This is a genomic window from Bradyrhizobium lablabi, assembly GCF_001440475.1.
Lineage (GTDB): Bacteria > Pseudomonadota > Alphaproteobacteria > Rhizobiales > Xanthobacteraceae > Bradyrhizobium > Bradyrhizobium lablabi.
This window is the reverse complement of sequence record NZ_LLYB01000086.1, coordinates 30,128-43,698: the sequence shown is the minus strand read 5'-3', so window position 1 is coordinate 43,698 and position 13,571 is coordinate 30,128. Positions and strand designations below refer to the sequence as shown.

The window sequence follows — 13,571 nt, the reverse complement described above, 5'->3', positions numbered from 1 at the left end:
CGTGCGGGACGTATTCGTTTTGGGCTTCATTGCGGGCCTTCGGCCGGCTCGATGTGCCTGTCTAATTTGACTTTCAGTCTGGATTGATGCGGCGATGAAATTCTCCGAATACCTCAAACCTGCGCTCGGAACGGCCTTCGTTGCCGTTGTCGCCGCTGGTTATTACTGGTTCGAGCACCGTCCGCGCCCCGAACCAAAGGATACGCCGGGCCAGGCGCTGGTGATCGTGACCAAATCCACCAATGCCTGCTTCTCCGACATGGTCCGCGTTACCGGCTTCATCGTGCCGCGGCGCGAGGCGCAGGTCGGCGTCGATCAGGAAGGCTCGAGGGTCACCGACCTGTTCGTCAAGGAAGGCGATACGGTTACCGAGAATCAGGAAATGGCGCGCCTCACTGCGCCACCGCAAATGCCGGGCGCCCCCGCCGGCCGGCCCGGACCGATCTCGCTTCGCGCGCCGGCAGCGGGCCTTGTTACCGAGGCCCGGACCGCGATCGGCGCGCCGGCTTCGCCCCAGGCGGGCCCGATGTTCCGTATTTCCGTGAACAATGAAATCGAGCTCGAGGCCGAAGTGCCGAGCGTTCATCTGCTCAAGCTCAATCCCGGTGCTACGGTGCGCATCAGCCGCGACGATGCGCCCGATGTCGTCGGCAAGGTCCGGCAGATCTCGCCGCAGATCGACCGCACCACCCAGCTCGGCAAGGTGCGGATTTCACTGAACAACAATCCCTCACTCAAGGTCGGCATGTTTGCCCGCGCCAATATCGACGCCAAGCGTTCCTGCGGCGTCGCCGTACCGCGCACCGCCATCGACCGCCTGACCCTGCAGGTGGTCAAGGGCAACACGATCGAAACGCGAAAGGTGCGGGTCGGCCTCACCTCCGAAACCTCAACTGAAATTCTTGAAGGCCTCGACGTCGGCGAAATCGTCGTGGCCGATGCTGGTACCTCGCTGCATGACGGCGACCAGATCAAGACCATGTTCGCCGACGAACTCGAGCGCACGCGGGCACGCTAATGGCTTTGAACATCTCGGCTTGGTCGATCCGGAACCCGCTTCCATCGATCGTCTTCTCCATCATTCTCCTGGTCTTGGGCTGGGTCAGTTTCACCAAGCTCGCGGTGACGCGACTGCCAAGCGCCGACATCCCGGTGATTTCGGTCGCCGTCGCGCAATTCGGCGCCGCTCCCGCCGAGCTTGAATCGCAGGTCACCAAGACCATCGAGGACGGCGTATCCGGCGTCGAGGGCGTGCGGCATATTTCGTCGTCAATCACCGACGGCCTGTCGGTGACCACGATCCAGTTCGCGCTGGAGACCAACACCGATCGCGCGCTCAATGACGTCAAGGACGCGGTCACCCGCGTTCGCGCCAACCTGCCGCAAAACGTCAACGAGCCGCTGATCCAGCGCGTCGACGTGATCGGCCTGCCGATCGTGACCTATGCCGCGATCTCGCCGGGCAAGACACCGGAGCAACTTTCCTATTTCGTCGACGACGTCGTCAAGCGCGCGCTGCAGGGCGTGCGCGGCGTGGCGCAAGTCGAGCGTATCGGCGGTGTCGAGCGCGAAATTCTTGTTTCGCTCGATCCCGACCGCCTGCAGGCGGCCGGCTTGACGGCCGTCAATGTCAGCCAGATCCTGCGCGGCACCAATGTCGACCTCGCCGGTGGCCGCGCCGAAATCGGCAAGAACGACCAGGCGATCCGCACGCTCGCCGGCGCCAAGACGCTGAACGAACTCGCCGGCACCATGATCCCGCTGTTCGGCGGCGGCGAAGTTAGACTCGACGATCTCGGCACCGTCACAGATACCATCGCCGACCGGCGGACCTTTGCCCGCTTCAACGGCGAGCCCGTGGTGGCGCTCGGCATCAAGCGCTCCAAGGGCGCCAGCGACGTGGTGGTGGCGGCGGCCGTGCAGAAGCGCATCGATGCGCTGAAGGTCGCCTATCCCGATGTCGACCTCAAGCTGATCGACACCTCGGTCGAATTCACCAAGGGCAATTATGAAGCGGCGATCTCGACGCTGTTCGAGGGCGCGATTCTCGCCGTCATCATCGTGCTGCTGTTCCTGCGCGATATCCGCGCCACCATCATCGCCGCGATCTCGCTGCCGCTGTCGATCTTCCCTGCGTTCTGGGCGATGGACCTGCTCGGCTTCTCGCTGAACCTGGTCTCGTTCCTCGCCATCACGCTGTCGACGGGCATTCTGGTCGACGACGCCATCGTCGAGATCGAGAACATCGTGCGCCACATGCGCATGGGCAAATCGCCCTATCGCGCGGCGCTCGAAGCCGCCGACGAAATCGGCCTTGCCGTGATCGCGATCTCGCTGACCATCATCGCGATCTTTGCGCCCGCCAGCTTCATGTCCGGCATCGCCGGGCAATTCTTCAAGCAGTTCGGCATCACCGTCTCGGTGCAGGTGTTCTTCTCGCTGCTCGCCGCGCGCTTCGTCACGCCGGTGCTGGCCGCCTACTTCCTGAAAGATCACCCGCATGAGGACCCGCCGCCCGGGCGCATCCTGCAGACCTACACCAAACTCGTCACCTGGTCGGTGAGGCACTACTTTATCACGGTGTTGATCGGATTTGGCGTGTTCGCGGCGTCGATCTGGAGCATTACGCTGCTGCCGCAAGGCTTCCTGCCGGCGCAGGACACCGCGCGCTCGCTCCTGGCAATGGAATTGCCGCCCGGCTCACAGCTCGCCTACACCGAAAAGGTAACGGAAGAAATCGTCGCGCGCTTGCGCAAGCGACCCGAGGTGAAGAGCATCTTCGTCGATGGCGGCCGGGTGCCGCCGGGAACGCAGGAAGTTCGCCGCGCCGCACTGATCATCAACTATACGCCGAAGGCCGATCGCAAGATTACCCAGCGGCAGCTCGAGCTCGAGATCGGCCAGGAACTCGAAAACGTTCCCGATATCCGTTTCTGGTTCCTCGACGAAAACGGCCTGCGCGCGATTTCGCTTGTCGTGACCGGCGTTGACAGCAACATCGTCAACAACGTCGCCAGCGAACTGGCGACGCAGATGAAGCGGATTCCGATCATCGCCAACGTGATCTCGGAAACCTCGCTCGACCGACCCGAGCTTCGGATCCGGCCACGCGCCGAACTGGCTGCGCGGCTTGGCGTCTCCACCGAAAGCCTGTCGCAGACGATCCGCGTCGCCACCATCGGCGACGTCGGTCCGGCGCTGGCAAAATTCGACGCCGGCGACCGTCAGGTGCCGATCCGCGTCCAGCTCGAGGACAGCGCGCGCAGCGACCTGCAGATGCTGCAGCAGTTGCGGGTACCGCTCGGCCAGCGCGGCGAACGCGGCGGCGTGCCGCTGTCTGTGGTCGCCGACATTCAGCTCGATCAGGGTCCGACCAGTATCAACCGTTACGACCGCGAACGACAGGCGACGGTGGCCGCCGACCTCGTGGGCAACGCAGCGCTCGGCGACGCGACCAAGTTGATCTACGACCTGCCGGTCATGAAGAGCCTGCCGAAGGGCGTGAGGGTCAGTCCGTCGGGCGACGCCGAAAGCCTCAACGAATTGTCGGAAGGTTTTGCCACCGCCATCACCGCCGGCCTGATGATGGTCTATGCGGTGCTGGTGTTGCTGTTCGGCACCTTCCTGCAGCCGATCACCATCCTGTTCTCGCTGCCGCTCTCGATCGGCGGCGCGATCATTGCGCTGCTGCTCACAGGAAAACAGCTCACTACGCCGGTGTGGATCGGCATCCTGATGCTGATGGGCATCGTCACCAAGAACGCCATCATGCTGGTCGAATTCGCGGTCGAGGCGATCCGCGAGGGCAAGAAGCGCGACGAGGCGATTATCGACGCCGGCATGAAGCGCGCCCGCCCGATCGTCATGACGACGATCGCGATGGCCGCCGGCATGATGCCGTCAGCACTGGCGTTCGGCGCCGGCGGCGAATTCCGCTCGCCGATGGCGCTCGCGGTGATCGGTGGCCTGCTCTTCTCCACCATCCTGTCGCTGGTGTTCGTGCCGGCGATGTTCATGGTGATGGACGATATCGGCGCCCTGTGCTGGCGCTTCGGCCAGAAACTGCTCGTCTCCAGCGGCGAGAGCGAGCCCGCCGGTCACGCGACGGATCATCATGGCGAGCCGCCAGCCAAGGGCCCGCCGTCCCCGCCGCCGGCGATGTGGCCTGCGGCGAAGTAGGGGCGCATGGGTTGCGAGCTGGGGTACGACGAATGAATTGGTTCGTCCGCCACCACGGAAGATCGCGCAATCGTAGCCCGGATGAGCAACGCGACATCCGGGAATGTGCAAAGTCAGTCCCGGATATCGCTTCGCTCATCCGGGCTACATGACTGTTGCGCCTTACTCGTTCCTCGCCACCGCGGTCAGCTTGTTCATGTTCTGCAGCAGGATCCGCCCGCGCTGCAGGTCCAGGATGCCGTCCTTGCGCCAGAGCTGCAGTTGACGGTTGACGCTTTCGCGGGCGGCGCCGACGAAGACGCCGAGTTGCTCCTGCGAGATGTGCACTTCGGAGCCGAAATCGGAAGCGAGTGCGCAGAGGCGCCGCGCCAACCTCACCGGCAGCGGCTGCAGCACGGATTCTTCCATCCGCTCGCTCTGCCAGCGGATGCGCTGGCACAACAGCATGATGATCTTGATCGCGACCTTGGGCTCGCGCTCCAGGAAGGCGAGGAAATCCTCGCGCCGCAGCACGAACAGTTCCGACGGCTCGCCGGCCGTGGCGTCGGCGGTACGGCTCTGGCCGTCGAGCACGGCGACCTCGCCAAAGAGATCCCCGGGACCCATGAAATTCAGCGTCAGGCGGCTACCGTCGGAGGCGCCGGTCTCGATCCGGATCTGGCCGCGGCGGACCCCGTACAGGGCGTCGCCGGGATCGCCCTTTTGAAACAGCATTTCGCCGATGCCGAGCTGCTGGGTGTGGCAAAGGCCGGAAATGCGCTGCAATTCGTCAGCGCCCAAATCGGCGAACATCGGGTTCATTTTCAAAATGACCGCAAATTCGGCCTGTTTGCTCATTGTATTGCCTTCCAGATCGCTTTGCCGCCCCCGAACGCCGTTAGCAGGATTCTCCTGTCGGCAAGTGTGTCATAAGTCACATAACTTTGCAGTATCCGCGGATTATTTTTGGCTGCTTTGGGCGCTATCCCCTTTCCGGGATAAGCTCGCCTGACCGGTTGCGACGGCGTGTCGAGCCACCGAAATAAGAGCCGTTTGCGCGGTCTGGAATATCGATATGAAAGCACTGAAAATTGCCGGCGCCGCCATCGTCGCCGTGATCGTCGTCATCGCGCTGCTGCTGGTGATCGGCATCCCCTCGGGCTTCGTGACGGCGCAGATCCAGGAGCGGGTCGAGCGCGAGACCGGCTACAAGCTCGCCATCAATGGCGGCGCCAAGGTCGGCCTGTGGCCGCAGCTTAACATCCGGCTGTACGACGTCACGCTGGAGAATCCCAGGGAACGCGACATCAACCGCCGCTTCGCGGCCTCGGTCATCGAGGCTGACGTAACGCTTGCGAGCCTGTGGGCCGGCAAGCCAGAGATCACCGACCTCGTGATCATCCGCCCCGTGGTGAATCTGCCGCTGCAACGCGAGCGCGCCAGGGATGCCACTCCTGCCGCGAAGCCCGCGAGCGGCAAGTCCGCTGACGCTTTTTCGATCGAGCATGTCAGCGTCACCGGCGGCACCATCGTGCTTTCCAACGTGCGCGACCGCGTCGAGCGAAGGATCGAGACCGTCAACGCCGATATCACCATCGATGCCGACCGCAAGGTCGTGGTGACCGGCAGCGGACGCAGCAGCAGCTCTCCGCTGAAATTCGAGGTGAAGGCGGCGCTGCCTGCAAGCCTGGTCGAGCGACAGAACATCCCGGCCGAGATCAAGATCGACGCACCCGACCTCTTGCCCGCGCAGCTCACGGCCAAGGCCGAAGCCCGGCTCAACGGCTCGGTCGTGATGATCAACAGCGTTACCGGCGCGCTCGGCGACGGCGCATTCAACGGCTGGGCCTCGGTCGATCTGTCGAGCAAGCCGCTGGTCAAGCTCGATCTCGATTTCCAGCGGCTCACGGTCGCGATGTCGCGGAGCACCGATTCCTCCTCGGCACAGCCCTGGAGCAGTGCGACGATCGACGTCAACGGCCTCAATTACGTCGACCTGCAGGCGCGCATTTCCGCGGCCGAACTGAGGATCGGCGACGCGCGCTTCACCCCTGCCGCAATCGACGCCAACCTCACCAGCGGTATCTTGAAGGCGCAGGTGTCCAACCTCGGCGCCTATGAGGGCACCGCCAGCGGCGATCTGACCGCCGACGTCTCCACCGCCAATCCCACTTATGCGATGCGCGCCGACCTCACCGGCGTGCGGGCGCTGCCGCTGCTGAGCGGCCTTGCCGATTTCGACAAGCTCGACGGCAAGATGCAGGCGAAGATCAACGTGCGCTCCTCCGGCACCAGCCAGCGTGCGATCATGTCGAACATGGCCGGCACCGCCTTCGTCGTGTTCCAGGACGGCGCGATCAAGGGGCTCAATGTTGCGCAGATGATCCGCTCGCTGACGGCGAGTACCTTGTCGGGCTGGCAGGAGAGCGCGGATAAGGCGACCGATCTGTCGCAATTGTCGGCGTCGTTCAAGATCGACAAGGGCCAGGCGCAGACCACCGACTTAAACCTCGTCGGCCCGCTGGTGAAGATGACCGGCGTCGGCACCATCGATCTCGGCACCAAGCAGATCGGCTTCCGCGTCGAGCCGAAACTCGTGATGACCACCGAAGGCCAGGGCCGCGCCGGCGATCCGGTCGGGTTCGGCATTCCCGTGATGATCGAGGGACCGTGGGGGAGCCCACGGATTTATCCGGAATTGCAGGGCATCCTCGACAATCCGGAAGCGGGCTATGCCAAGCTGAAAGAAATGGGCAAGGGCCTGTTCGGCCCGAACGGCGCCGGGCTTGGCGCTGCGATCGGCAACCTGCTCGGCGGACAGCCGGGGACGGCTGGCGGACAGGGCAATGCGCCCGGCACCGGCAAGCCGAACGAGCCGCTCGGCGGCCAGCTCGGCGAGACCATCGGCAATCTGATTCAGCAGGGCCTGAGCGGATTGGGCCAGGGGCAAGGCCAGGGCGGCGCGCGGCCGGGCGGTCAACGCAGCCTGACGCCGACCTCGCCCGCCGAGGCGCCGACCCAGGCTACGCCAACGCCGGCTGAACCTGCCGCTCCCGCACCGCCCAGCGATACGACCGCGCAGCAGGACAGCCAGCCGATGAACGAGGTGTTGAGGCAGTTGTTCAATCGGTGAGGCTTCCGAATATGGTGTGATTCCTGCCTAAAATCGGGGCTAACCATGCCGGCGAACGGTCCGCCGGCCCGCTCAATTCATGCTAAACAGGCCCTCATTTCGGGGCGCCAATTGTGGCATGCCCCACAAGCGACGAACGGATGCGCGCGCTATTCTTGAGCGTGGCGCACGAGGGTCCGGATGAGCGAGGGCAAGGACAGGGTCTGGTTTCTGCGCGAGGGGCTGTTCGCCAAATACGTCGTCGCGCTGGTCGGGCTCGTCGTGTTCGTGCTGGCCGTCAACGGCGCGATGGAAATCTGGATCACCTATCGCGGCATCAAGAGCTCGCTCCACGACGCCATGTCTGACAAGGCGGAGGCGACCGCCAAGCGCATCCAGCAATCGCTGTCCGACCTCGAGCGGCAGATCTCCTGGGTGACGCGCGCCAGCGCCACCAAGGACAGCGAAGCCGCGACGCTGGAGCTGCGCCGCGCCGACTACGCCCAGTTGCTGCGGCAGGTTACCTCGGTCAGCCAGCTCTCGCTGCTCAATGCCCAGGGGCGCGAGCAGCTCCGCATGACGCGCCAGATCGTCACGCCCGGCAGCAACGCCGACTTCTCCCGCGATGTCAGGCTGACCGAGACCGCCGCGCGCGGCACCAGTTTTGCCCCGGCCTACTTCCGCGGCGAACGGCCGTTCATGTCGATCGTGTTGTCGCATGCCGATGGCGGCATGACCGTCGCCGAGATCGATCTCGATTTCCTGTCCGAATTCCTGATCGACGCCCAGATCGGCAGGGTGGCGTATGCCTATGTCACGGACGCCAAAGGCGACGTGCTGGCGACGTCCTCGACCGGGCCCGAGGTCGGCAAGAATCTATCGAAGCTGCCGCAGGTACAGGCCGTCAGCAAGCCGGGCGGCGTCGCGCCGGCGTCGGGTACCGATATCAGGGGCGACGCGGTGCTGACGACGTCGAGCGTGGTGCCGAAACTCGGCTGGCGCGTGTTCTTCGAACAGCCGACGGCGCAGGCGCTGACGCCGATCCGCGACCAGCTGGTGCGGATCGCGCTGCTGATCGGGCTCGGCCTCGTGGTCGCGATCATCGCCGGCACCATCATGGCGCGGCGTATGCTGGTGCCGATCACGGCGCTGCAGGCCGGCGCGCGGCGGCTCGGCGCCGGCGATTTCGGCCATCGCATCGAGGTGAAGACGGCGGACGAGCTGGAGGAGCTCGCCAACCAGTTCAACGGCATGGCCGGGCAGCTCGCCGAGACCTATTCGAATCTCGAAACCAAGGTCAACGAGCGGACGCGGGATCTGGCGCAATCGATCAACGAGCTCAAGGTGCTCGAAGAGGTCGGCCGCGCCGTCGCCTCCTCGCTCGACCTCAACGCCGTGCTGCCGACGGTCGCCGCGCGCGCGCTCGAAATCACCCACGCCGACGCCGTGCTGATCTACGGCTATGACGCCGGCAATCATCAGTTCAACCTGACCGAGGCGATCGGCATCGACAAATCAGCCGAGGGCCGCCACCGCGCCATCGACGCTGACCACTCGCCGCTCGGCGAGGCCGCAACCAGCGGCGAGCCGATCGCGATCCCGCAGCTCAGCGCGATATCGGAACATCCGCTGCGCGATGTCGCGATCGAAGCCGGCTTCCACTCGGTGCTGGTGGTGCCGCTGGTGGACCAGACCGGCATTCTGGGATCGCTGGTGGTGCTGCGGCGGAACGAGGGCGACTTCTCCGCCAATCTGATCGGGCTGATGAAGACCTTTGCGCACCAGGCGGTGCTGGCGATGCGCAATGCACGGCTGTTCACCGAGGTCGACCACAAGAGCCGCGAGCTGCAGGATGCCAACAGCATCGTCAGCCAACAGGCAAGCAAGCTTCAGGAGCAGACCGACCAGCTTCGCGACTGGAACAGATCGCTGGAGGAGCGCGTCGAGACGCAGCTCGGCGAGATCGAGCGCATCCGGCGTCTCGAACGATTCCTCGCGCCGCAGGTGGCGCAACTGATCGCCTCCTCCGACGGCCATGAGGGCCTGCTCGACAGCCACCGCCGCGAGGTTACTGTCGTATTCTGCGATCTGCGCGGATTCACGGCGTTCACCGAGACCACCGAGCCGGAAGAGGCGATGAACGTGCTGCGCGAATACCACGCAGCGCTCGGCGAGCTGATTTTCAAATATGAGGGCACGCTCGACCGCTATGCCGGCGACGGCGTGATGATCCTGTTCAACGCGCCGATCCAGTTCGACGACCACACCGCGCGCGCGGTGCGGATGGCGGTGGAAATGCGCGACACCGTCGGCGGCCTGACCGAGAAATGGCGCAACCGCGGCCACAATCTCGGCTTCGGCATCGGCATCGCGCTGGGTTATGCCACCCTCGGCCAGATCGGCTTCGAGCAGCGGCTTGAATATGCGGCGATCGGCAGCGTGACCAATCTGGCGTCGCGCTTGTGCGATGAAGCGAAGGCGAACCAGATCGTGGTGAGCCGGCGCGTCTACGGCATGGTGGAGCCGTGGGTCGAGGGTCGGCCGATCGACGATTTGAATTTGAAGGGATTCAATCATCCGATTCTGGCGGCGGAGATCGTGAGCTGGCGCGAGGCGGTGGACAATGTGGTGGATGCAGCGTCAGCCGCGGCACGGTTGAAGAAGAAGCAGTAACGCGCGGCTTGCTTACCCTCCCCTGGAGGGGGAGGGTCGACGCGAGGCGGCCGTGTGGGGTGACGGTCTCGCCACATCCAACATTGCCCGAGTTGAGAGATCACCCCGCCCCGTCGAGCATTACGCTGCGCTCCATGCTCGCCGACCCTCCCCCTCCAGGGGAGGGTGAAGACCCCATCCCCTCACTGCCACCCCGGCTGCTGCAGTCGCGCGCGGGTTTGCGCCATGTCTTCAAGGCTGCTCTCGATCTGCCCGCGGCATATGCCGATATCCTTGAGGTCGCGGTCATTGAGCTGGTAGAGGGCGGCGCGCACGGCGTGAGCCTCGTGGCGCGCGATCACGCCCGCGAAGAAGCGGTTGATGAACCGGCGCAGGTGCGCCAGCCGAACCGCAGCTCGCAACGCAAATGGCCTGGTGGCGGAACTCTGCATGCTGGACAGCATCGTCATGGCTATGTTCTCCAAAGCCGGAACCCGGTGGCCCCTGCCTGTCCTTCCTTTCTATCGAAGGCCTGCTGCCAGCATGGTGTCAGCAGCGTCGCGCCGGGGAGATATGGCGGGCCCGCTTCCGCCTTCGCTCTGGCGAGCTACGACGGGACAAGTCGCGTTGCTCACCCCTAGAATCCGCCGTTGATTTCAAACTGCCTCATCTCAGGAATAAGGCGCTTGCGCTTGTTCCGAGTGAGCACGGAACACGCGTCTCGAAACACGACGAGTTGAACGTTTCTCCACGTGCCAAAACAAAATCAGTGAGCGCGGGAATGTGGTGCCGGCAGAAATCGCCGCCGGCGATAGCCATCAATCCCGCTTGGCGCCAACGTGCCCTTTCTGGTATCCAAGGCCCTGAATTTGAGAAGGAATTGCCGATGCCCGTTCTTGCTGCGCGCGATCTCACACCAAAGCTCACCGCCGTGATCGTCGCAAGCGCGCTCTGTCTTTCGATTTCACCTTCCCTCGCCGCCGACGAGGACGCCGCCCCCAAGGGCGCCGCCGTCACCGTCCTGAAAGCCGCGAAATCCTGTTTCGCCAATATCGTCGAGGTGTCCGGCACCATCATTCCGCGCGAGGAGACGCAGGTGCGGCCCGAGCGGATGGGGCTGAAGGTGGCCGAGGTGATGGTGGATGCGGGCGACAGCGTCACCGCGGGCCAGGTGATGGCGAAGCTGAATTTGCCCGAAGGCGGATCGGTCACGGTGCAGGCGCCGGTGGCGGGGGTGGTCTCGGCTTCCACCGCGTCGGTCGGCGCGATGGCGTCGGGCAAGGGCGAGGCGCTGTTCTCGATCATCGCACGCGGCGAGTTCGACTTGGTCGGCATGGTGCCGACGCGCGATATCCAGAAGCTGCAGGTGAACCAGACCGCGCGGATCAAGGTGATCGGCGCCGGCGAGGTCGACGGCAAGGTGCGGCGTCTCTCGACCACCGTGGAGCCGAACAGCCAGCTCGCGCAGGTGTTCGTCGGCGTCACCACCAACCGCCGCCTGCTGGTGAATTCAAGCGGCCGCGCGCAGATCAAGACCGGGCAGAGCTGCGGCGTCGCGGTGCCGCTGACCGCGATCCTCTACGGCACCGCCGGCACCGTGGTGCAGGTGGTGCGGCGCGCCCGCGTCGAAACGCGGCGGGTGGAAACCGGACTGATGGCGGCCGGGCAGGTCGAGATCACCTCGGGCCTGCAGGAAGGCGACATCGTGGTGGCGCGCGCCGGCGCGCTGCTGCGCGAGGGCGATCCGGTGCGGGCGGTGACGGCGAGCGCCGACGCGAAGTAGTAAAGTAACTACGAGCACCGATGCGGTGGCACCCCCACCCCGGCCCTCCCCCGCAGGCGGGAGAGGGAGCGCGCTGCCGTAGCGGCGGCGGTTCGCTTCGTAGCGTCCCCGCGCCGCTCAGTATCGCGCGGCCACCACCGGCTGCGAATTGAAGTGGTAGTTCACGCCGAATTTCACGAGGTGCAGGTCCTGGTTGATCTTGCTGGCCGTTACGCCGAACTGGCTGGCGGCGCCGAACGGCCCACCGGAAGCCGTGCCGCTGAGCTGGACCTGTTGCGCGAACATCTTGATGTAGTCGTATTCGGCCTTCACCGACCAGTTCGGCGCGAAGGCATATTCGGCGCCGGCGCCGATCACCGCGCCGGTGTGAACGGCCTTGCCCGCGAAATCGATCGCAACCGAGATGCCGGGGACGCTCTGCAGCGCCGCGGCCGAGTGCTGCTCCTCGGCGATCGCAAGGCCGCCTTTGCCGTACAGCATCCATTGGTCGCCGACGACAAAGCCGGCGCGGGCGGTGGCGAGCGCGAGCCAGTCGATCCTGCTGGTGTAGGTCGCGTTGATGACGGCGGGGCCGGCAGCCAGCGACCGGTCATAATTGCCCTTGATGCCGGTGGCGAGGATTTCGCCTTCGACACCGATGACGAAGCGGCCGGATTGGGCGTTGACGCCGATGGTGCCGCCCGCGATCCAGCCCGAGGTGTCAAAGTGCGGCTGGTCGTTCGCCGGCAATACATTGAGGACATCGGGCGATCGGGTCTGGCCCCAGCCATAACCGCCCTGCGCGCCGATATAGGCGCCGGTCCAGAGGGTAGCGGGCACTGCCGGCACCGGAGCGATGGACGGATCGACGGCAATGCCGCCGAAGCGATAATTGACGCCGAGCTTGGCTACATGGATCGCCTCATCAACGCGGTTGTTGCCGGCAATCGTTCCCGTGAGCCGCGCCGCGGCGTTGCCGAAATGATGGTAGTTGTATTCAGCAAGCACCGACCACGAACCCGCGAGCGCATATTCGGCGCCAAAGCCCAGCATCGGTGCGTAGCGGATTTCCGAGCCACTCATGCTGGCCGTTTGGGTCACGACGACGCCGCCGACGAGCGTACTTGAGGTGCCGCCGAAATCGTGCCTCTCGTGCGCTGCTGATATGCCGCCCTTGGCAAAGACAAACCAGCGATCGGCAGCGATGCCGGCGCGCCCTGCGAAAGTCACGAGACCATCGATCTTGGACGTCGAGCGGGCGTCGAAGCTGCCCCCGAAGACCGGACCGCTGAAGCTGACGACGCCGGTCCCCTTGATGTCGGCCCAGGAACCATCGAGCTCGAGGCCGAACACAAAGCTGCCGAGCTGCTTGTTGATGCCGACCTGGCCACCGGCCAGCGGACCGCGCGCCACGAAGTCCGCTCCAGGCTGGATCGACATCCAGTCCATCATGCCGCCGCCATAGCCGGCATGGGCGCCGATATAGACGCCGCTCCAGTCGAGGCCCGCGGCAACGATTGGCTTGGCTTTCACAGGCAGATCAGCGGCGGGGGCCGTGGCCGCACTGGCGGCAAGCACGGAGGCGGCGAGAACGAGCTTTTTCATTTCAATTCCAATGACCAGATGGACAACGGCGCAACAATCGCGACGCTGTGCACTCTAGCGGGAATTGCGGCCCGGCCAAGTTCCGCATTGTAATGGTTACGGTATTTTCCTGATTTATCGCTTATATTGTGGTTTTTACGAAACAAGCCGTAAGATATGCGGGATTTGTAGCTTCAGAGGCCGCCGCGGGTCGTTCGCAGGGCAGCGCGATCGGCCAAATCCCGGAAGACTTGCGAATTTGAAGAGGACCTCGCGATCGCGAGGTAACTATCCGTGGTCCCT

8 protein-coding genes are annotated in these 13,571 nt (G+C 64.7%); 5 read left to right on the top strand and 3 right to left on the bottom strand.

All coding sequences use genetic code 11. From position 1 onward, the window contains the following. Positions 1–94 precede the first annotated feature (94 nt). A complete protein-coding gene (locus CQ14_RS24155; protein WP_057860345.1) occupies positions 95–1,018 on the top strand; it encodes an efflux RND transporter periplasmic adaptor subunit in 924 nt (307 codons plus the stop codon). Then, positions 1,018–4,179 (top strand): efflux RND transporter permease subunit, encoded by a 3,162-nt coding sequence (locus CQ14_RS24150; RefSeq protein ID WP_057860344.1) that lies wholly within the window; start codon positions 1,018–1,020, stop codon positions 4,177–4,179. Before CQ14_RS24155 ends, CQ14_RS24150 begins: the two co-directional genes overlap by 1 nt. A 162-nt stretch (positions 4,180–4,341) precedes the next feature. On the opposite strand, the gene CQ14_RS24145 is transcribed toward CQ14_RS24150, so the two are convergent. After that, a complete protein-coding gene (locus tag CQ14_RS24145; protein ID WP_057860343.1) occupies positions 4,342–5,016 on the bottom strand; it encodes a Crp/Fnr family transcriptional regulator in 675 nt (224 codons plus the stop codon). Positions 5,017–5,233: 217 nt separating this feature from the next. Between CQ14_RS24145 and CQ14_RS24140 the strand changes: the two genes are divergently transcribed. After that, positions 5,234–7,291 carry an AsmA family protein gene (locus CQ14_RS24140; protein WP_057860342.1) on the top strand — a complete coding sequence of 686 codons (2,058 nt, stop codon included), beginning with the start codon at positions 5,234–5,236 and terminating at the stop codon, positions 7,289–7,291. A 180-nt stretch (positions 7,292–7,471) separates the two neighbouring features. Next, positions 7,472–9,943 (top strand): adenylate/guanylate cyclase domain-containing protein, encoded by a 2,472-nt coding sequence (locus CQ14_RS24135; RefSeq protein ID WP_057860341.1) that lies wholly within the window; start codon positions 7,472–7,474, stop codon positions 9,941–9,943. Between the two features lie 182 nt (positions 9,944–10,125). Here the strand turns inward: CQ14_RS24135 and CQ14_RS24130 are convergent, their stop codons facing one another. Beyond that, a complete protein-coding gene (locus tag CQ14_RS24130; RefSeq protein WP_057860340.1) occupies positions 10,126–10,392 on the bottom strand; it encodes a DUF1127 domain-containing protein in 267 nt (88 codons plus the stop codon). A 416-nt stretch (positions 10,393–10,808) separates the two neighbouring features. On the opposite strand from CQ14_RS24130, the gene CQ14_RS24125 reads away from it, so the two are divergent. After that, complete coding sequence (locus CQ14_RS24125) at positions 10,809–11,705, top strand: efflux RND transporter periplasmic adaptor subunit (RefSeq protein WP_057860339.1); 897 nt, start codon at positions 10,809–10,811, stop codon at positions 11,703–11,705. Positions 11,706–11,822: 117 nt separating this feature from the next. On the opposite strand, the gene CQ14_RS24120 is transcribed toward CQ14_RS24125, so the two are convergent. Continuing rightward, on the bottom strand, positions 11,823–13,289 hold the full coding sequence (locus CQ14_RS24120; RefSeq protein ID WP_057860338.1) for an outer membrane protein: 1,467 nt from the start codon (positions 13,287–13,289) through the stop codon (positions 11,823–11,825). Positions 13,290–13,571 lie beyond the last annotated feature (282 nt).

Bases quoted from the DNA above. Each gene is read 5' to 3' on its own strand.
- CQ14_RS24155 (WP_057860345.1), top strand. From the start codon at position 95: ATGAAATTCTCCGAATACCTCAAACCTGCGCTCGGAACGGCCTTCGTT.
- CQ14_RS24150 (WP_057860344.1), top strand. From the start codon at position 1,018: ATGGCTTTGAACATCTCGGCTTGGTCGATCCGGAACCCGCTTCCATCG.
- CQ14_RS24145 (WP_057860343.1), bottom strand. From the start codon at position 5,016: ATGAGCAAACAGGCCGAATTTGCGGTCATTTTGAAAATGAACCCGATG.
- CQ14_RS24140 (WP_057860342.1), top strand. From the start codon at position 5,234: ATGAAAGCACTGAAAATTGCCGGCGCCGCCATCGTCGCCGTGATCGTC.
- CQ14_RS24135 (WP_057860341.1), top strand. From the start codon at position 7,472: ATGAGCGAGGGCAAGGACAGGGTCTGGTTTCTGCGCGAGGGGCTGTTC.
- CQ14_RS24130 (WP_057860340.1), bottom strand. From the start codon at position 10,392: ATGACGATGCTGTCCAGCATGCAGAGTTCCGCCACCAGGCCATTTGCG.
- CQ14_RS24125 (WP_057860339.1), top strand. From the start codon at position 10,809: ATGCCCGTTCTTGCTGCGCGCGATCTCACACCAAAGCTCACCGCCGTG.
- CQ14_RS24120 (WP_057860338.1), bottom strand. From the start codon at position 13,289: ATGAAAAAGCTCGTTCTCGCCGCCTCCGTGCTTGCCGCCAGTGCGGCC.